General features: G+C 74.1%; 15 protein-coding genes. 5 read left to right on the top strand and 10 right to left on the bottom strand.

The features are described from left to right. Positions 1 to 23: 23 nt before the first annotated feature. Positions 24 to 1,667 carry a DNA repair helicase XPB gene (locus tag ACWCP0_RS07345; RefSeq protein WP_451077890.1) on the bottom strand — a complete coding sequence of 548 codons (1,644 nt, stop codon included), beginning with the start codon at positions 1,665 to 1,667 and terminating at the stop codon, positions 24 to 26. A 213-nt stretch (positions 1,668 to 1,880) separates the two neighbouring features. Further along, complete coding sequence (locus ACWCP0_RS07350) at positions 1,881 to 4,433, bottom strand: helicase-associated domain-containing protein (protein WP_451077891.1); 2,553 nt, start codon at positions 4,431 to 4,433, stop codon at positions 1,881 to 1,883. Between the two features lie 93 nt (positions 4,434 to 4,526). On the opposite strand from ACWCP0_RS07350, the gene ACWCP0_RS07355 reads away from it, so the two are divergent. Further along, positions 4,527 to 5,531: a hypothetical protein gene (locus ACWCP0_RS07355; RefSeq protein ID WP_451077892.1), complete on the top strand. Its 1,005-nt coding sequence runs from the start codon at positions 4,527 to 4,529 to the stop codon at positions 5,529 to 5,531. Positions 5,532 to 5,646: 115 nt separating this feature from the next. Here the strand turns inward: ACWCP0_RS07355 and ACWCP0_RS07360 are convergent, their stop codons facing one another. From ACWCP0_RS07360 to ACWCP0_RS07370, 3 genes are read right to left on the bottom strand one after another with little or no spacing between them, the layout of a single operon-like run. Continuing rightward, positions 5,647 to 6,474 carry an ABC transporter ATP-binding protein gene (locus ACWCP0_RS07360; protein ID WP_451077893.1) on the bottom strand — a complete coding sequence of 276 codons (828 nt, stop codon included), beginning with the start codon at positions 6,472 to 6,474 and terminating at the stop codon, positions 5,647 to 5,649. Further along, on the bottom strand, positions 6,471 to 7,598 hold the full coding sequence (locus tag ACWCP0_RS07365; RefSeq protein WP_451078048.1) for a FecCD family ABC transporter permease: 1,128 nt from the start codon (positions 7,596 to 7,598) through the stop codon (positions 6,471 to 6,473). The genes ACWCP0_RS07360 and ACWCP0_RS07365 overlap by 4 nt, the downstream gene beginning before the upstream one ends. Before the next feature lie 50 nt (positions 7,599 to 7,648). Next, positions 7,649 to 8,641 (bottom strand): FecCD family ABC transporter permease, encoded by a 993-nt coding sequence (locus tag ACWCP0_RS07370; protein ID WP_451077894.1) that lies wholly within the window; start codon positions 8,639 to 8,641, stop codon positions 7,649 to 7,651. 100 nt (positions 8,642 to 8,741) lie between these two features. On the opposite strand from ACWCP0_RS07370, the gene ACWCP0_RS07375 reads away from it, so the two are divergent. Further along, entirely contained in the window at positions 8,742 to 9,377 is a 636-nt protein-coding gene (locus ACWCP0_RS07375) for an HAD family hydrolase (protein WP_451077895.1), read from the top strand. Here ACWCP0_RS07375 and ACWCP0_RS07380 read toward each other — a convergent pair. Further along, positions 9,356 to 9,604, bottom strand: coding sequence for a hypothetical protein (locus ACWCP0_RS07380; RefSeq protein WP_451077896.1), 249 nt, complete (start codon positions 9,602 to 9,604; stop codon positions 9,356 to 9,358). The genes ACWCP0_RS07375 and ACWCP0_RS07380 overlap by 22 nt on opposite strands. Positions 9,605 to 9,766: 162 nt before the next feature. On the opposite strand from ACWCP0_RS07380, the gene ACWCP0_RS07385 reads away from it, so the two are divergent. Beyond that, positions 9,767 to 10,150 carry a cold-shock protein gene (locus ACWCP0_RS07385; protein ID WP_351227095.1) on the top strand — a complete coding sequence of 128 codons (384 nt, stop codon included), beginning with the start codon at positions 9,767 to 9,769 and terminating at the stop codon, positions 10,148 to 10,150. A gap of 80 nt (positions 10,151 to 10,230) precedes the next feature. On the opposite strand, the gene ACWCP0_RS07390 is transcribed toward ACWCP0_RS07385, so the two are convergent. The 4 genes from ACWCP0_RS07390 to ACWCP0_RS07405 form a co-directional block, all read right to left on the bottom strand. After that, on the bottom strand, positions 10,231 to 11,106 hold the full coding sequence (locus ACWCP0_RS07390) for a 1,4-dihydroxy-6-naphthoate synthase (RefSeq protein ID WP_451077897.1): 876 nt from the start codon (positions 11,104 to 11,106) through the stop codon (positions 10,231 to 10,233). Then, the gene (locus ACWCP0_RS07395; RefSeq protein WP_451077898.1) at positions 11,103 to 11,846 is read right to left on the bottom strand and encodes a futalosine hydrolase; all 744 of its coding nucleotides are present in this window, start codon (positions 11,844 to 11,846) and stop codon (positions 11,103 to 11,105) included. The genes ACWCP0_RS07390 and ACWCP0_RS07395 overlap by 4 nt, the downstream gene beginning before the upstream one ends. Before the next feature lie 26 nt (positions 11,847 to 11,872). Beyond that, positions 11,873 to 12,349: a DUF2771 domain-containing protein gene (locus tag ACWCP0_RS07400; protein ID WP_351227089.1), complete on the bottom strand. Its 477-nt coding sequence runs from the start codon at positions 12,347 to 12,349 to the stop codon at positions 11,873 to 11,875. 94 nt (positions 12,350 to 12,443) lie between these two features. After that, positions 12,444 to 13,811, bottom strand: a complete 1,368-nt coding sequence (locus ACWCP0_RS07405; protein WP_451077899.1) for an MFS transporter — start codon at positions 13,809 to 13,811, stop codon at positions 12,444 to 12,446. Positions 13,812 to 14,091: 280 nt separating this feature from the next. Here ACWCP0_RS07405 and ACWCP0_RS07410 point away from each other — a divergent pair, with 280 nt between their 5' ends. Together ACWCP0_RS07410 and ACWCP0_RS07415 are read left to right on the top strand one after the other, a co-directional pair. Beyond that, positions 14,092 to 15,000, top strand: coding sequence for a DUF3027 domain-containing protein (locus tag ACWCP0_RS07410; RefSeq protein WP_451077900.1), 909 nt, complete (start codon positions 14,092 to 14,094; stop codon positions 14,998 to 15,000). Between the two features lie 513 nt (positions 15,001 to 15,513). Then, positions 15,514 to 18,612: a sacsin N-terminal ATP-binding-like domain-containing protein gene (locus ACWCP0_RS07415; RefSeq protein WP_451077901.1), complete on the top strand. Its 3,099-nt coding sequence runs from the start codon at positions 15,514 to 15,516 to the stop codon at positions 18,610 to 18,612. Positions 18,613 to 18,831: the final 219 nt, after the last annotated feature.

Raw genomic sequence — 18,831 nt, forward strand, 5'->3', positions numbered from 1 at the left:
TTTCCGCTCAGGGGAAGCGGCGGTTACCCCTCCGCGAGCAGCTCGTCCGCGTCCATGATCCGGTACGCGTACCCCTGCTCCGCCAGGAAGCGCTGGCGGTGGGCCGCGAAGTCCTGGTCGATCGTGTCGCGCGCCACCACCGAGTAGAAGTGGGCCTTGTGGCCGTCGGCCTTCGGGCGCAGGACGCGGCCGAGGCGCTGGGCCTCCTCCTGGCGGGAGCCGAAGGTGCCGGAGACCTGGATGGCGATGGTCGCCTCGGGGAGGTCGATCGAGAAGTTCGCCACCTTGGACACGACGAGGACGCTGATCTCGCCGTTCCGGAACGCGTCGAAGAGCTTCTCGCGCTGCGAGTTCGGCGTCTCGCCCTTGATGACCGGCGCGTTCAGGTGCACGCCGAGCTCGTCGAGCTGGTCGATGTACTGGCCGATGACGAGGGTCTGCTGGCCCGCGTGCTTGCGGACGAGCTGCTCCGCGACCTTCCGCTTCGTGTCCGTGGTCGCGCAGTAGCGGTACTTCTCCTCCGTCTCGGCCGTCGCGTACGCCAGCCGCTCGGACTCGGTCAGATTGACCCGGACCTCGACGCAGTCGGCGGGCGCGATGTAGCCCTGCGCCTCGATCTCCTTCCACGGCGCGTCGAAGCGCTTGGGGCCGATGAGCGAGAAGACGTCCGACTCGCGGCCGTCCTCGCGCACCAGCGTCGCCGTCAGGCCGAGGCGGCGGCGGGCCTGGAGGTCGGCCGTGAACTTGAAGACCGGCGCGGGCAGCAGATGCACCTCGTCGTAGACGATCAGGCCCCAGTCGCGGGAGTCGAACAGCTCCAGGTGCGGGTAGATGCCCTTCCGCCTCGTCGTCAGCACCTGGTACGTGGCGATCGTGACCGGGCGGATCTCCTTCTTCGCGCCGCTGTACTCGCCGATCTCCTCCTCGGTGAGCGACGTGCGCTTGATCAGCTCGTGTTTCCACTGGCGGGCCGAGACCGTGTTCGTCACGAGGATGAGGGTCGTCGCCTTCGCCTGCGCCATCGCGCCCGCGCCGACGAGCGTCTTGCCCGCGCCGCAGGGCAGCACGACCACGCCCGATCCGCCGTGCCAGAAGCCCTCGACGGCCTGCTTCTGGTACGGGCGCAGGGCCCAGCCGGACTCGTCGAGGTCGATGCGGTGGGCCTCGCCGTCGACGTAACCGGCCTGGTCCTCGGCCGGCCAGCCCAGCTTCAGCAGTGTCTGCTTGATCTGGCCGCGCTCGGACGGGTGCACGGCGACCGTGTCCGGGTCGAGGCGGGCGCCGACCAGCGGCTGGATCTTCTTGGAGCGGAGGATCTCCTCCAGGACGGGCCGGTCGGTCGTGGTCAGCACGAGCCCGTGCGTGGGGTGCTTGACCAGCGTGAGCCGCCCGTAGCGGGCCATCGTCTCGGCGACGTCGACGAGCAGCGCGTGCGGGACGGGGTAGCGGGAGAACTCGACGAGCGCGTCGACGACCTGCTCGGCGTCATGGCCCGCCGCCCGGGCGTTCCACAGCCCGAGGGGGGTGATGCGGTACGTGTGGATGTGCTCGGGGGCGCGCTCCAGCTCCGCGAACGGGGCGATGGCGCGCCGGCACGCGTCGGCCTGCTCGTGGTCCACCTCGAGCAGGAGAGTCTTGTCGCTCTGGACGATGAGCGGTCCGTTCACGCGTGTGCCCTTTCCTCGTGGCGCCGTGCGGCCGTGTGCGGTCCCGTGCAGCCAAACCTCCAGTTTGCCTTATCGGACGGTGCGGCCGGGTGGCGTCGGCCACACCCCGGGACTCGGACCGACCGCGGCTGAGCACGAACCGCCGGGGCCGCCGGAGGGTACGGGCACGTGCCCGGGGCGGGGACATGGCCCTCGTGCGGCAGGCGGCGGCGCTCAGGCGGGGTCGTCCGCGAGTTCGGCGACGCCCGTGATGCGGTGGAGGGGATACGTGCGGACCTCGTCGGCCGTGTGGTCGTACGCCGTGACGAAGCCGCCCTCGACGCGCACGGGCGCGATGACGCGCTGGCTGGCGGCGCCGTCGGCGTTGACGTAGCCGATCCACACGGCGGAGCCGGTGAGTGCCGCGGCCTGGACGGTCGCGAGGGTCTCGGCCGGCGTCGTGCGGGGCAGCTCCCCGTCCGCCGTGTGCGGGGCCGGCCTGCGTACGGCCGTGGCGGCCATGTCACCGGCACGGATCGCCTTCACCGCCGCGCCGAGGAGGGTGTCGTCCGGCACGGGCGGCCCCTCGGGCACGGGGGCGGGCGGGGTGCGGGGCGGGGTGCGGCGGGCGTCGGCGCGGGTGATCAGGACGTCGCCCTCCGCGGACTCGGCCGCCGGCGCGTAGCCCAGCGCCCGCAGCCCCTCGAGCAGCGCCGCCGGGTCGGCCTGGGCCGCCAGCACGGTGGGGGCGAGGCGGCGCATCCGCAGCGCCTGCGAGCGGCGGTCGGCGAGGATCTCGTCGAGCAGGGCGTCGTCGTCGCAGCGTACGTACGCGGAGGCGGCGCCGATCCGGAGGTGGCCGTGCCTGCGGGCCACGTCGTCGATCAGATAGCTGAGCGGCTGCGGCACCGGCGTACGGCTGTGCCTGGCCAGGAACACGTGCAGGTCGGCCGCGGCCTGCCCGGCGTCGAGCGCCCGCCGCACGGACGCGGGCGTGAACCGGTACACGGTGGCCCCACCCTTCGACTCCACGTCCGCCAGCACACCGAGGGCGTCGGCCAGCGGCCGCTCCAGGGGGCCGGGCGCGACGGCGGTGAGGTCGGCCTGGAGGAGGACGTGGTCGAGCGGCGCGGGGAGCAGCGGCGCGACGGCCCGGGCGGCGAGCACCGCGCCCTGCGGGCCGGAGGTGCCCAGGAGGGCGCGGGCCGCCGTGGACAGCGCGCCGCGGCCGGTGATGCCGAGGAGTTCGGCCTCGGTGAGGGTCCAGATGGCGACGCGGGACCGGAGGTCCATGGGCTCCGCGGGACCCGCGGAAGTGGTACGGGCCGCGTTCGCGTCGCGGGCAGGCGGGGGGCCGGACGCCGGTGCCCCCGCCGGGCGGACCGGGCGTTCCCAGCGCAGGCGGTCCAGCAGCGTGCCCGGGACCGGAGCGGCGCCCTGGGGGAGGTCGGCCAGCAGGGCCAGGACGCGGCGGCGGACCTCGGGGGCCGCGCTGCGGTCCAGGTCGGGACCGAGCGCCGCCAGCGTGCGGCCCTTCGCGTCCTGGCCGCCGACCAGGCCCGCCGTACGGGTCGCCGCGAGCCACGCCGTCGCGAGCGTCGTCCAGCGCTCGGCCGCCGGGAGGTCGAGCCAGTCGTCGCACGCGGGCGTCGGCGCGAAGCGTTCGTCGGCCTCGCCGTCCGAGGCCAGCAGCCCGGCCGCGTAGGCGAGTTCGATCCAGAAGGCGGCGATCTGCTCGGAGACGTCCAGCACCGCTGCCGTGCGCTTGAGGTCGCGCACGCTCAGTCCGCCGGCGCGGAGCACCGCGGGTGCGGCCGTCTGCCACTCCTTCAGGAGCTCCTCGACGGTCGCGAGGGCCGTGTAGGCCTGCCCCGCCGCGGTGTTGTCCACAACCTGTGGACGGTGTTCTGCCGCGACGTGGACCTCCGGAGCGACCGGCTCCGGCTCCCGGTGCGCGCGTCCCCCGCGCAGATGCAGCGCCGCCTCGCGCGGCAGCGCCACCGTGCGCGGCGACGCGGGCAGCAGCAGCCCGTGATCCCGCAGCCAGCGCACCGGCGGCGTGGGCTCGGCCGCCACCTCCCCGTACGGCGGCCCCCACACCAGCCGGTCCAGCACCGCCAGCGCCTCCGGCGGAGCCGTGTCGAGCAGTGCCGACATCCGCTCGCGGTCCGTGAACAGCCCGGTCAGCGAGGCGACCGCCGACACGGGGTCGTGGGTCGTCGGCAGCCCCGACGCCGCGAGGATCTCCTGCAACCGCCCCGGCGACATCCCGGCCGTCGCCTCGGCGACCGTCGGGCCGAGGCCGGTCGGCGACGGGTGCGACGGGGACGGGGCGAGCAGCTCGCGGGCGGTGCGCACCAGCCGCAGCCGGTCGTCGTCGCCCCACACCAGCGCCTGTTCGCGCAGCACACCGAGCGAGTGCGACAGCGCGCCCTCGACGGCCTGCTCGCCCGCGTCGCCGGCGAGCAGGCCGAGGACCGTGTCGTACGACGCCGGCTCCGCGGCCACGGCCAGTGCCTGGGCCGTCTGCAGCGTGAACCGGTCGAGCCGCTCGAGCGCGCGGACGACGGAGGCGCGGGTGCCGGCGCGGGTGGCGAGCTGGGTGAGGTCGTTCGGCACCGGGGTCAGCAGGTCCGGGCGGGCACGCAGCAGTGCCGCCAGGCCCTCGTCGCCGCGGGCGCGCAGCGCTTCGGCCAAGGTGCGCGGTGCCGTGCCCGTACCGGTTGTCGTACTTGCGGGCGTTCCTGCGGGCACGTGTGCCTCCCGATCGAGCTCACCGGTCCCCATCCGCCCCACGTTAGCCCCTGCCCGCGCGCTAACGTCGGGTCAGGGCGCCCGCGGGTACCCCGCCGTTACAGGGCGCGCTGTGGAGGGGCGACCGTGGGGATCGAGAGCGACCAGCTTGTCTTCGACTACCTGAGCCGGGTCGGCGACCTGGCCCAGCAGCACCAGTTGCCCTCCGGGACCAGGATGCAGCTCGTGTCGTCGCTCCGGAACGAGATCGACCGCCGGCGGGCGAAGTACGACACGGACAGCCCGGCCGCGGTGCGCCGCATCCTGGGGCGGCTGGGGACGCCGGACGAGGTGGTGGCCGCGGCCGCGTCCGGCGGTTACGCGGCACCTGAGGAGCGGCGCACCGCGGTGCCGGAGCAGCGGTCCCGTTCGGCGGCCCGGCGCTTCATCGCGTGGCCGCGCGGGACGGAGAAGCCCGAGCGCGACCCGGGATCCGGGTCCGGACCCGGATCCGCGCCCGGCGCGTCGCCGCCGCATCTGGCGGGGATGGACGAGCTCGGCCCGTCAGGAGGCGAACCGGACTGGTGGCGGGTCGCACCGGGGGAGAGCGACATCGGTGGCTTCGTGGGCGGGGTGGAGATCGCCGAGATACTGAAGCCGCCGCGGAAGGACGATGCGGACGGTCCGGAGTCGGCCGACGGCTCCGTCGACGCCGACGACTCGGACGACTCCGACCACGCCGAGGACGAGGAGCCGGCTGCCGGACACCGTCGTTGGCGCCTGCGGGCGCTGCGCTCCGGTCGGCCGGGGCTGGGCAACCCCCTCCTGCTGACCGCCGCCGCGCTCCTGGTCATCGGCACGATCCTCGCCTCCTGGCTCGCCCTCGGCCTCGGCTGGCTCCTCGCGTACGCGTCCCGCACCCTCTCCCGTACGGAGGCGAAATGGGCGGTCCTCGGGCTGCCGGGAGCGGTGGCCGCGACCGCGGCGGTGTGGCTCTGGGGCCGCGTCAACGGCCGCTGGGGCGACCCCATCCCGCCGGGCGGCGAGGCGATGGCCGACGCCCTCGCGACCACCTGGCCCTGGGTGGTGCGGGGCGCGGCGATCACGACGGCCCTCTACCTGGTGTGGCGCGCCCGCAGAAGCAGAAACTGACGGTGGCCGCGGGCGCGCCGCGCCTGCGACGGGCCTTGCCCCGCTCTGCCCGGCGGTGCGGGGCATTCCTCGTGGCCGTCCGGCGTCCGGGGACGGACGCTCCGGCCCGTCCGGGCTAAGGCGTGGCGGCTGACGACTGCTCCGGGACGAGGGCGTCGGCCCGCCACGGCGCACCCGGCACGACCAGCGGCGACCCCGTCACCGGGTCCGGTACGACGACCGACGTCAGCCCGAACACCTCGCGCACCAGCTCGGCGGTGACGATGTCCGCGGGCCGCCCCTCGGCGACGATGCGGCCCTCCTTCATCGCGACGAGGTGGTCGGCGTACCGCGCGGCCTGGTTGAGGTCGTGCAGGACCGCGACCACGGTCCGGCCGCGCTGGGCGTTGAGCTGCCGCACCAGGTCGAGGACCTCGACCTGGTGGGAGATGTCGAGGAAGGTCGTCGGCTCGTCGAGCAGCAGCAGATCCGTCTCCTGCGCGAGCGCCATCGCGATCCACACGCGCTGCCGCTGACCACCGGACAGCTCGTCCACGGACCGGTCGGCGAGCGCGGCGACGTCCGTACGCTCCATCGCGTCCGTGACGGCCCGCTCGTCCTCCTCCGACCACTGCTTCCACCAGGCCTGGTGCGGCTGGCGGCCGCGCGAGACCAGATCCGCGACCGTGATCGCCTCCGGTGCGACCGGCGACTGCGGCAGCAGCCCGATCTGCTGCGCGATCCGCTTCGTCGGGATACGGGCCAGTTCCGTGCCGTCCAGCAGCACCGCACCGCCCTTCGGCTTCAGCAGCCGGCCCAGCGCGCGCAGCGTCGTCGACTTGCCGCAGGCGTTCGGACCGACGATGACCGTCACCTGCCCGTCCGGTACGGCCAGGTCGAGTTCGTGCACGACCGTGCGGTCCTCGTAGGCGAGCGTCAGCTCGCGGGCCGTCAGCCTGCTCATGCCTTGCCTCCTGCGATGCGACCGGTGCGACCGGAACGACCGGTACGACCGGTACGACCGGTACGACCGGCACCGGCACCGGCACCGGTACGGCTGCGGACGAGCAGCCAGATCAGATACGGGGCGCCGACGGCGGCCGTCAGCACGCCCACCGGCAGCTCGGTCGGCGCCAGCAGCCGGCGCGCCAGCAGGTCCGCCAGCACCATGATCACCGCGCCCGTCAGCGCCGAGCCGAGCAGCGGGATCTGCGCCGTACGCGTCATCCGGCGCGCGATCTGCGGCGCGAGCAGCGCCACGAAGTCGACGGGGCCCGCCGCACCCGTCGCCACGGACGCCAGGACGACACCGAGGACGACGAGCCCGAGCCGTACCCGCCCGAGCCGTACGCCCAGCGCGGTGGCCGTGTCGTCGTCCAGGGACACGTTGCGCATGGCGCGGGCCGCCCACAGCACGCCCGGGACGAGCACGGCCAGTGTCCAGCCGAGCGGCGCCGCCTCGTCCCAGCCGCGGCCGTTGAGCGAGCCGGTCATCCAGATCTGGGCCTGCTGGGCGACGAGGTAGTCGCCCTTCGTCATGAAGAGGGTCGTGATCGAGCGCAGCGCGATGGCGAAGCCGATGCCGATGAGGACGAAGCGGGTGGCGTGGAGCCCGCCGCGCCAGGCGAAGACGTACACCAGCGCGGCGGCCAGGATGCCGCCCGCGACCGACAGGTACGGCAGGGCGGTGTACGACGTGAGGCCGAAGGTCAGCGCGCCGACGGTGACCGCGCTCGCGCCCTGGCTGATGCCGATGATGTCGGGGCTGGCCAGGGGATTGCGGGCCACGGTCTGGATCAGGGCGCCGGCGACGCCGAAGGCGGCGCCGACCAGCAGGCCGACTGCCAGGCGGGGCAGCCGGAGCGTGCCGACGACCAGCTCGTCCGGGGACGGCTGCCCGAGGACCACCTTCGCGACCTCCGCGGGCGGGACGAAGCTCTCGCCGAAGCAAAGGTACGCGACGGACGCGGCGACGAGGGTCGCGGCGAGCGCGACCGTGACGAGTGCGGCGCGCCGGTGCAGGAGGAACCGTGTACGGCCGAGCCGGATCAGGGCGTACCCCGTCGGCCGCGCCCCGCCCCGGTGCACGGCACCGGAGGCCGTGTCCGCGCCGGCGGTTCGGCTGCCCACCGTGGTGCTCACGCGGGCACCGCCTTCCGTCGCACCAGCGCCACCAGGAACGGCACCCCGATCAGCGCCGTCATGACGCCCGCCGGGACCTCGCTCGGCGGGAAGATCACCCGGCCCACGACGTCCGAGGTCAGCAGCATCACGGGTCCGATCAGCGCTGCCATCGGGAGCACCCAGCGGTGGTCGGTGCCCACGACCGCGCGGGCGATGTGCGGCACCGCCAGGCCGATGAAGGCGATGGGCCCCGCGGCCGCGACCCCCGCGCCGGTGAGCACGGTGGCGCCCACGCCGCCGATGATCCGGACCGTGGCGACCCGCTGGCCGAGCCCCTTCGCCACGTCGTCGCCCAGTGCCAGCGCGTCGAGGCCGCGGGCGACCGAGACGACCAGCACCGTGCCGAGCAGCAGGAACGGCCAGATCTGCGCGGCCACCTCGGCTTCCCGGCCGCCGATCGAGCCGACCTGCCAGAAGCGGAACTCGTCCAGTGCTGCGGCCTTCGTCGTCAGCACCGCCATCGTCACCGACACGAGCAGGGCGTTGATCGCCGCGCCGCCCAGCGCCAGCTTCACCGGCGTGGCGCCGCCGCGGCCGCTGGAGGCGATCGCGTACACCGCGACCGACGCGAGCGCCGCGCCGGTGAACGCGAACCACACATAGCCCGTGAGCGTGTGCACGCCGGCGAACGCGATCGCCAGTACGACGCCCACCGACGCGCCCTGGCTGATGCCCAGAATCCCCGGGTCGGCGATCGGGTTGCGAGTGAGGCCCTGCAGCACCGTGCCCGCCACCGCGAGTGCCGCGCCGACCATCAGGCCGATGAGGGTGCGCGGCAGCCGGAGCTCCCGTACGACCTGGGCCGCGTCGCTCGTCCCACCGTGCAGCAGCGCGTCGAACACGGCCGACGGCGCGATCGGGCGCGCCCCGACCGCGAGGCTGAGGAGAACCGCGAGCAGCAGCGCGACCACCGCCGTCGCGGTCGCGCACACGCGTCTGGCTGGCATCGCATCCCATCGAGTGGCCGGAAAATTGGTAAGGCTTGGCTAAGCGCGCACAAGTTTATGCATCCCGGTCGACGCCACCTGCACGGGCACAATGGCTCTCATGCCTTCGGAACCTCTGACGCGACCGCTCACGGTCGGCTTCGACCTCGACATGACACTGATCGACTCCCGCCCCGGCATCCACGCCGCCTACCGCGCGCTCTCCGCCGAGACGGGCGTCCACATCGACGCCGATCTCGCGGTCACCCGGCTCGGGCCGCCCCTGGAGCAGGAGCTCGCGCACTGGTTCCCCGAGGACCGCATCCAGGAGATCGGCGACCGCTACCGGGAGATCTACCCCACCCATGCGATCGCCCCGACGCTCGCGATGCCCGGTGCCCGCGAGGCCGTCGCCGCCGTCCAGGCGCTCGGCGGCCGGGCGATCGTCGTCACCGCCAAGCACGAGCCGAACGCCAAGCTGCACGTCGAACACCTCGGCATACGGCCCGACGCCGTGATCGGCCGGCTGTGGGCGGAGGCCAAGGCGGTGGCGCTGCGCGAGCACGGCGCGCGGGTGTACGTCGGCGACCACACGGGCGACGTCCGAGGGGCCCGAACGGCAGGAGCGCTCTCCGTGGCCGTGCCGACCGGGCCGTGCCGGGAGGGGGAGCTGAGGGAGGCCGGGGCGGACGTGGTCCTGCCGGACCTCACCGCGTTCCCCGCGTGGGTGGCCGCCTACGCGGAGGCACGCGCCTGACGCCGCTGCGCCGCGATCGACCGCAGCACCCCGGCACCCGCGATCAGGAACCCGAAGCCCATCAGCATGCAGACGGCGTACGCGACCGGCGGGAACGGCTCCGTGCCGAGGAACAGCGGGGCCACCGTGACCAGAGTGGCCACGGCGCCGATGATGAAGACGATCGCGCCGACGCGCACGAGTCCGTCGCCGGGCCCGGCGGAATTCGCTTGGGTTTCATGAGTCACCCGACCAGGGTAGTTCCCAGCGCACAGGAACCACCGGGGACGTCTTGTCAGTGGGCCCTGGACCATTAGCCTTGGTTGGTGGCGGGTCGGGCGACCCGCTGCAGTGCTATAGAGACCAGTTTTCTTTCGCAATTCCCGACGAGTACGAGGACGAGGACAGACGTGCCTACCGGCAAGGTCAAGTGGTTCAACAGCGAGAAGGGCTTCGGCTTTCTCTCCCGAGACGACGGCGGCGACGTCTTCGTCCACTCGTCGGTGCTTCCTGACGGAGTCGACAGCCTCAAGCCCGGACAGCGGGTCGAGTTCGGGGTCGTCGCGGGCCAGCGCGGTGACCAGGCGCTTTCGGTGACGGTGCTGGACCCGACCCCGTCCGTCGCGGCGGCGCAGCGGCGCAAGCCCGACGAACTGGCGTCGATCGTGCAGGATCTGACGACGCTCCTGGAGAACATCACGCCGTCGCTGGAGCGGGGCCGCTACCCCGACAAGGTCCACGGCAAGAAGATCGCGGGCCTGCTCCGCGCGGTCGCCGACCAGCTCGACGTGTAGCACGGGGCGGCAGCGCCGTATCCGGCCGTAATGCGGCGATTTCCAGCCGTGTCCAGCCGTGTCCGGCCGTCCGCCCACAGTCAGACGAACGCCAGCGCATCCCGGCCGAGGGGCGGTACCAGCCCCTCGGCCGCCGCACGCGTGAGCAGTCCGCGGACCGCGGCATAGCCGTCCTCGCCGAGGTCGGCCGTGAACTCGTTGACGTACAGCCCGATGTGCTGGTCGGCGACCGCCGGGTCCATCTCCTGGGCGTGTTCGAGCACGTACGGGCGCGACGCCTTCGGGTCGTCCCATGCCATGCGGACGGATGTGCGGGCCGACTCGGCCACCAGTTTCAGGGTCTCCGCGCCCAGGGAGCGCTTGGCGATGATCGCGCCCAGCGGGATCGGCAGCCCGGTCGTGGACTCCCAGTGCTCGCCCATGTCGGCGAGGCAGTGGAGCCCGTAGTTCTGGTAGGTGAACCGTGCCTCGTGGATGACGAGACCGGCGTCGACCTTTCCGTCCCGCACCGCCGGCATGATCTCGTGGAACGGCAGTACGACGATCTGCCCGACGCCCTCCGGGACGACATCCGCCGCCCAGAGACGGAAGAGCAGGTATGCCGTCGACCTCTCGCTCGGTACGGCAACGGTTTTGCCCGCGAGTCCCCCAGGGCCTTCGGCCTGGGAGATGCCCCCACGAGCGCCCGGCTCGCGGGTCAGCACGAGCGGACCGCAGCCCCGGCCCAGTGCGCCCCCGCAGGGCAGCAGGGCGTACTCGTCGAGGACGTAAGGGAGCACGGCGTACGACACCTTCAGCACGTCGAACTCGCCGCGCTCGGCCATGCCGTTGGTGATGTCGATGTCGGCGAACGACACGTCGATGCGGGGCGCACCCGGGATCCGGCCGTGTGCCCAGGCGTCGAAGACGAACGTGTCGTTCGGGCAGGGTGAGTAGGCGATCTTGAGGGTGGTCATCGGGCCTTCTCCTCGAACACGGGGCTGAGCAGCTCGAACGCGCGCCGCAGCGCGGCGAGGGCCTCGCCGATCCGCCAGGCGTCCCGGTCGCGCGGGCCGACGGCGTTCGACACGGCCCGGATCTCGACGACGGGCACGCCGTGGGCCGCGGCGGCCTCGGCCACCCCGAACCCCTCCATCGCCTCGGCGGCGGCCCGGGGATGACGTGCCGTCAGCTCCGCGGCACGTTCGGCGGTCCCGGTCACCGTGGACACGGTGAGCACGGGCCCGTGCACCGCGTCCAGGACCTTGGCGATCCGCTCCGAGAGGGGCGAGGGAACGTGCACGGAGCGGCCGAAGCCCAGCTCCTCGACGGTGAGATGGCCGTCGGGCGTGCCGGCTCCGAGGTCCGCGCCGACGACGGCGTCCGCGACGACGAGCGAGCCGAGCGGAGCGGCGGGCTGGAACCCGCCTCCGATACCGGCGGACACGACGAGGTCGTACCCGGGCGAGGGCCCGCACACGGCGGCGGTCAGCGCCGTCGCCGTACCCGCCGCGGCGGCGGCAGGGCCCACCCCCGCGGCCAGGACGTCCACGGTCACGCCGTCGCCCACGACGCCCTCGGCCGCGCCTGACGCACAGCGGCGCAGGGAGTAACCGCCCGGGAGGGCGTGGGTGGTGACCGTCCGGCACGTCACCGCGGTCCCGGAGGAGGCGGCGTCCGCCTCCTCCGGGACCGCGGTCACGACGAGTACGCGCATGGGTGGGCGACGGGTCCCGGGCCGCGTCAGGACTTCTTGAGCGTGAAGTGCCAGATGCCGGTCAGCTTCTTGCCGGTGGTCTCCACGATGCTGACCTGCGCGGTGTTGGTCGTCTCACCGAGCTGGCTGGAGAAGAAGGCGCTGGCCGGGATCGACCGGTACGTCTTGTGGTACGGCTCCTGCTCGGCCTGCTGCCCGCCGATGAACAGCGTCCAGCCGTTCTCGGCGACCTCCGGCTCGACGCCGAAGCGGACCCGGTCGTCCGCCGAGACCTCGACGGTCTTGCCGGACTTCTTGTTGAGGCAGCCCTGGATCAGCGACTCCTTGATGGCTTCGCCGTCGTTGTAGCAGGCCGCCTCGGTGGTGACCGAGTTCGTCCCGACCGTCACGGTCGCGAGCGGCGTCGGCTTGTCGCAGGCGGAGAGTACGAGGAGGCCGGCGGACACGGCACCGAGGGCGGCGGCGGCCCGGCGGTGCTTGCCGGTGAAGAACGCAACGGTCATGGTCCGAAGGCTATCGGGCCCCTGGTGTCACGCAGCGCGGGGGTGCGGCGTGGCGTGCTCCTATGGCCCTGGCCGGTGACCGGGCCCGGCCGGATCACCGCACCCGCGGCGCCATCGTCACCGGGCGCGGTGCCGTCGTACTGCGCCTGGACGCGACCAGCAGCCCGCGCAGGGCCAGCACCGCACCCGTCACGAGGATGGCCGTGGCCACCGACATGCCCAGCACACCGTTCAGCGGCAGCGAGATCCCGATCGCACCGCCCACCACCCAGGCCATCTGCAGCAGCGTCTCCGAACGGGCGAACGCCGACGTGCGCACCGCCTCCGGGACGTCCCGCTGGATCATCGCGTCCAGCGACAGCTTCGACAGCGCCTGCGACAGACCCGCCACCGCGGCCAGCACCGCCACCATCAGCGGGCTGAAGAACACCGCGGCGAGAATCGCCGCCGACAGCACGAGCATCAGGCCCGTGGCGACGATCACCTCAGGGGGGCGGCGCCGTACCCACGCGCCGATCGCCGTACCGCACGCATTGCCCACGCCCGCCGCGACGCCCACCATCACCAGCGACGCGGCCGCGCTCTGCCCGGCCAGCGGATGCACGCGCAGCAGGAAGGCCAGGAAGAAGATCAGGAATCCGGAGAGCATGCGGTGCGCCACGTTCGCCTGCAGCCCGTGCAGCACCGACGGGCCGACCGTGCGCAGGCTCGGCTTGCGCTCGCCGTGCGTCAGCATGTGCGCCTTGCGCTCGCCCTTCGCCGAGTCGACCTTGCGGGGGAGGCTGAACGCCAGGAACGTGCCCGCGACGAAGATCGCGCAGGCCCCGTAGAGCGGCCACTCGGGGCCGATCCGCTGCAGCCCCGCCGCGATCGGCGCGGCGATCCCGGTCGCGACCAGCCCGGCGAGGGTCACCCGCGAGTTCGCCTTCACCAGGGCGAAGCGCGGTGGCAGCAGCCGCGGCACGACCGCGCTGCGGACGACGCCGTACGCCTTCGACGCCACGAGCACGCCGAGGGCGGCCGGATACAGCTCGAGGCCCCCCGTCGCGACGGCGCCCGACATGGTCAGCGCCAGCACCGCGCGGGTCATCATCGCGCCGGCCATCGCGGCGCGGCGGCCGTGCGGGATGTGGTCCAGGAGGGGCCCGATCACGGGGGCGAGGAGGGCGAACGGCGCCATCGTGATCGCGAGATAGAGCGCGACCCGGCCGCGCGCCTCGTCGGTGGGGACCGAGAAGAAGACCGTCGAGGCGAGCGCGACGGTGACCATGACATCACCCGCGCCGTTGACCGCGTGCAGTTCGATGAGTTTTCCGAGTCCGGATTCGCCCGCGCCATGGGCGTGGGTCACCCGGCGAATACCTCTCGCCGTGCCGGTGAACGGACGGCGCAGGGCACGGCCGACCGCCCGGCCCGCCCTGCTCAGCGGCCCGGCGACGGGGGACGACCTCGCGGCTGTCACCTCGTCATAGTGCCCCACGCGCCTTCGACCCGAACCGGGATTCGGACGGGCAGGTGGGCGGGGCGCCACGGAGGGGGTAGCGTGCGTAGCGCGCCACCGGCGGTAGTTCTCGGCCGCGCGCCTCTTCGTCATCCCGCAGAATGGGTGACAGAAGGCGTGCACGGGACTGATTGCCCGGGCGCGGACGTCGATGCGGCCCACTGGTCCGCTCCGCCCGCCGCCCGTACATCGCGAATCGGCCGGCGCACCCGTGAGACGGCGTAGGAGAGAAGCGAGACCTGTGAGTGCTGCGACGACGCGAAGCCGTACCCCCGACCGTCAGTGCGCCGAGGCGGTAGACCTCGCGCGGGCCGCCGCAGAGGAGGCGGCCGCGCCGGGGGTGGTGGGCGAGCACGTCGGCCTCGTGTCCGAGGGGGACCGGGTCGTCACCCACCTCTTCGCATGCCGGGAACCGGGGTACCGGGGCTGGCGCTGGGCGGTGACGGTCGCCCGGGCTTCCCGCGCGAAGGTGGTCACCCTCGACGAGACCGTCCTGCTGCCCGGCCCGGACGCGCTGCTCGCACCCGAGTGGGTGCCGTGGAGCGAGCGGCTGCGGCCGGGCGACATGGGACCGGGCGACCTGCTGCCCACCGAGGCCGAGGACCTGCGTCTCGAGCCCGGGTACTCCGGCGAGGACGTGCCGCCGCCGAACTCGGCCGTCTCCGAGGAGATGGCGGACCGCGTCGACGCCGAGGACGCGGAGATCGTGCCGCGGGCGCCGTCCCGGGGCGCGATCACGTCCGTTGCGGAGGAACTGGGGATGCGCCGGGCGCGCGTCCTGTCGCGGTACGGCCTGCACGTCGCGGCGGACCGGTGGGAAGAGGCGTACGGCGCGAAGACACCGATGGCGCAGGCCGCACCCGCGACGTGTGTGTCGTGCGGATTCCTGATGCCGCTCGCGGGGTCCCTCAAGCAGGCGTTCGGCGTGTGCGCGAACGAGTTCTCGCCGGCGGACGGACGGGTCGTGTCCCTGGCGTACGGGTGCGGGGGGCACTCCGAGGCGGCCGTGATGCCGAAGCCGCCGACGCCGCCGCCGCCGGTGCTCGACACGATGCGCCCGGACGAGTTCCCGCTGCGCCCAGCCCCGGACAGCGGCTCGGTCCCGGACCACGTCGACGCGGCGTCCCCTGACGACCTGGGCCACAGCTAGCCGCGCCGGCCCCCGGGCGGGGACGCGTGCCGCGTGCGGCATCCGCCGCGCGGTGAGGGGCCTGGGCCTGCGCGCCCGGGTGCGGGCCGGTGGGTGGTCGGGCCCACCCGTCCCTCCCCCGGGACTCCGTCCTGGGGGACCTCGGTGGGACGAATGCCTGCAAACCACTGGCGACGCACCTGCCCGCAACCAGCCGCACGCCGTGCCGTGGGCCGGGGCGCGAAGCTTTCGCAGGGTGTTCGGGGGCGTCAGCCCTCGGGGGCCCTCCCTCGGCCGGGCCAGGGGGCATCAGCCCGGAGTTTCGCGTAGTGGCGGGGTAGGCGGAGGACATGGCCCGCACCCACGACCGCCGGCAACCGACCCCGCGCGGGGCGATCCGAAGCCGACGCCCGGGCGAGGGCGGGGGCGGAGCTCCAGCCATTCGCACCCCCGCGCCCGCGATACGGGCCTCGTACGCGATACCTTCGGGCCGCGGTTGAGGTACACCGGTAAGAGGACAGAGCGGAGACAGGCGTGAGCGTCAGGACGACCGAGGGGGCCGACCCGTTCGGGACGGCACGGCTGCGGCGTGGGGTGCTCGACGCGTGGGGCGCGAGCCCCGCACGGTTCCGGGAGGACGCCAACGCCGAGGAGGACCTCTCGCTCGGCGGCTACCGCGACCGCCTCGTCGTCGAGCTCGCCCAGAACGCCGCGGACGCCGCCGCCCGCGCCGGCGTGCCCGGCCGCCTCCGGCTCACCCTCGACCAGGGCACCCTCGTCGCCGCGAACACCGGCGCGCCCCTCGACGCCGCAGGCGTCGAGTCTCTGTCCACCCTCCGCGCATCCGCCAAGCGCGACCACGACCAGACGGCCGTAGGCCGCTTCGGCGTCGGCTTCGCCGCCGTGCTCGCCGTGAGCGACGAGCCCGCCGTCGTCGGCCGGCACGGCGGCGTCCGCTGGTCCCTCGCCGAGGCCCGCGAGCTCACCGAACAGGCCGCTGAGGCCAGCCCCGGCCTCGGTGACGAGCTGCGGCGGCGCGACGGCCACGTACCGCTGCTGCGGCTCCCGCTGCCCGCCGAGGGCAGCGCCCCCGACGGCTACGACACCGTCGTCATCCTGCCGATGCGCGACGGCACCGCCGAGGACCTCGTCGAGCGCCTCCTCACCGGCATCGACGACGCGCTGCTGCTCACGCTCCCCGGCCTCGCCGAGATCGTCGTGGAGACCCCGGACGGGGCGAGGACCCTGCGCCGTTCCGAGCAGGGCCCGTACGTCCACATCGAGGACACCGCGCGCGGCGTCAACCGCTGGCGCACCGTCACCCACCACGGCAGCATCGACGCCCGGCTCCTCGCCGGCCGCCCGGTGGAGGAGCGGCTGCGACCGCACTGGACGGTCACCTGGGCCGTGCCCGTGGACGTCGAGGGCGCGCCCGTGTACCCCGCCACCGCTCCGGTCGTGCACGCGCCGACCCCCACGGACGAACCCCTCGGCGTCCCCGCGCTCCTGATCGCGACGCTCCCGCTGGACACCACCCGCAGGCACCCCGCGCCCGGCCCGCTCACCGACTTCCTGGTGCAGCGCGCGGCCGAGGCGTACGCCGAGCTGCTCGGCGACTGGCGGCCCGTCTCGACGGACACCATCGACCTGGTCCCGGGCCCGCTCGGCAAAGGTGCGATCGACGGCGCCCTGCGCGCGGCGATCCTCGAGCGGCTGCAGCGGGTGTCGTTCCTCGCCCCGGCCGCCCCGGCCGCACTGTCGTCGGACGACGTCGTCGCGCTGCGGCCGCTGGAGGCCGAGGTCGTCGAGGGCGCCGGCGCCGAGACCGTACGCGTACTGGCCGATGTGCTGCCGACGCTGCTGCCCGCCGGTCTCGAGCGCCGCGTGGAGCTGCGGACGCTCGGCGTCGCGCGCGTCCCGCTGACGGAGGCGATCGACCGGCTCGCCGGGATCGAGCGCGACCCGTCGTGGTGGTGGAGCCTGTACGACAGCCTCGCCGGCGTCGACCCCGATCGGCTGTCCGGCCTTCCGGTTCCGCTGACCGGGAGCCCGCGCACCACCATCGGCCCTCGCCAGGTCCTCCTCCCGACCCCCGAGACCCCCACCGGTCTCGGCCGGTTCGGGCTGAAGGTGGCCCACCCGGACGCCGCGCACCCCCTCCTCGAGAAGCTCGGCGCGCTGCCCGCGACGCCGCGCGCGGTGCTGACCACGCCACAGGTGCGGGCCGCGGTCGCCGCGTCCCTCGACGAAGGGGACGGGTTGTGGGAGGAGGACACGCCCGACAGCGACGAGCTCGCGGAGATCGTGCTCACGCTGGTCCGGGACGCGGTCCTGGACCCCGGCGACGAGCCCTGGCTGGGCGCGCTGGCGCTGCCCGACGAGGACGGCGAGCTCGCGCCGGCCGGTGAACTCGTGCTGCCCGGCAGCCCGTTCGCATCCGTGATGCACGAAGGCGAACTCGCCCTGTGCGACATGGAGCTGGCCGACCGCTGGGGGGAGCAGCCGCTTGCCGCCTGCGGGGTGCTGGCGAACTTCGCGCTCGTACGCGCCACGGACGTCGTCCTCGACCCGGACGAACTGGAGCCGCGCGACGGGGACTTCGCCGAGCCGGACGACGCGGGGCTGCTCGACGCGGTCGACGTGTGGTGCGAGGACGTGCTGGACCGGCTGCCGGACACGCCGGTGCCGCCGGTCGCCACGGAGATCGTGGCCGTACGGGACCTGGACCTGGTCGACGACGACCGCTGGCCGCAGGTGCTGGCCCTGCTCGCCCAGCCGCCGCTGCGGGACGCGCTCACGCAGCCGGTGCGGGTGCTGCTGCCGGACGGCACGACGGAGACCGTGCGTCCGTACACGGCCTGGTGGCTGCGCGACCACCCGGTGCTCGGCGGGCGGCGCCCGGCGGGTCTGCGGGCCTCCGGCGGGGATCCGCTGCTGGTCGGTCTCTACGACTCCGCGGACGCGACCGGCTTCGAGGACGAGCAGGTGCTGCACGCGCTCGGCGTACGGACCTCCGTCGCCGCGCTCCTCGACGAGCCGGGCGGCGCGGCCGAACTGCTGGGCCGGCTCGCCGACCCGGACCGCCCGGTCAGCCCGTCCCAGCTGCACGCGCTCTACACCGCGCTGGCCGACCTCGACCCGGAGCAGGTGACGCTTCCGGACGAGCTGCGCGCGGTCGTCGACGGCGAGGTGCGTGTGGTGGACGCCTCGGAGGCGCTGGTCGCCGACGCGCCCGACCTGCTGCCCCTGGCCAAGGACCGCCCCCTGCTGCCGGTCGCCCCCGGCCGGGCGGCGGACCTGGCGGAGCTGTTCCAGGTGGCCCGGCTCGGTGACGTGGTCGAGGCCGAGGTGACGACGGTCGGCGAGGAGCACGAGGTGCCCCCGTCGGTCCACGCCCTGCTCGGCCCCGGCACGCCCGACACGTACGTCGAGCACGAGGAGCTGCTGGCGGGCGGCGTCGAACTCGACTGGCGCCGCACCCCCGACGGCGTCCTCCACGCCGCCACGGTGGAGGGCGTGGCGGCGGGCCTGGCGTGGGCCGCGGGTCAGTGGCCGCGCCGCTTCGAGGTCGCGGCGCTCCTGGAGGACCCGTCGCGCACGGAGGAACTGGCCCGGGACCGCTGGTTCGACTAGGCCGTGTTGGGGAACTCCCGACCGGCCCGCGACGCCTGGCACGCTCCCCCAGAGCTTGCGCCTGGGAAGTGCCCCCACCCCGTAGCCCTTCGGGCACGGGAGGTGCCCCCCACGCCGTGTTGTCGGAGCCGTCCACGTACGTCCGGTACGGGGATGGTCCTCCGCCTTGCGATCGCACGCACCGGACGCCGCGAGCCCCGCCCTACGGGCGGGGGACGC

This window comes from Streptomyces sp. NPDC001970, assembly GCF_053594115.1.

Coding starts and splice junctions, on each gene's coding strand:
- ACWCP0_RS07390 (WP_451077897.1), bottom strand. CDS start 11,106: ATGACCACCCTCAAGATCGCCTACTCACCCTGCCCGAACGACACGTTC.
- ACWCP0_RS07395 (WP_451077898.1), bottom strand. CDS start 11,846: ATGCGCGTACTCGTCGTGACCGCGGTCCCGGAGGAGGCGGACGCCGCC.
- ACWCP0_RS07375 (WP_451077895.1), top strand. CDS start 8,742: ATGCCTTCGGAACCTCTGACGCGACCGCTCACGGTCGGCTTCGACCTC.
- ACWCP0_RS07370 (WP_451077894.1), bottom strand. CDS start 8,641: ATGCCAGCCAGACGCGTGTGCGCGACCGCGACGGCGGTGGTCGCGCTG.
- ACWCP0_RS07360 (WP_451077893.1), bottom strand. CDS start 6,474: ATGAGCAGGCTGACGGCCCGCGAGCTGACGCTCGCCTACGAGGACCGC.
- ACWCP0_RS07350 (WP_451077891.1), bottom strand. CDS start 4,433: ATGGGGACCGGTGAGCTCGATCGGGAGGCACACGTGCCCGCAGGAACG.
- ACWCP0_RS07400 (WP_351227089.1), bottom strand. CDS start 12,349: ATGACCGTTGCGTTCTTCACCGGCAAGCACCGCCGGGCCGCCGCCGCC.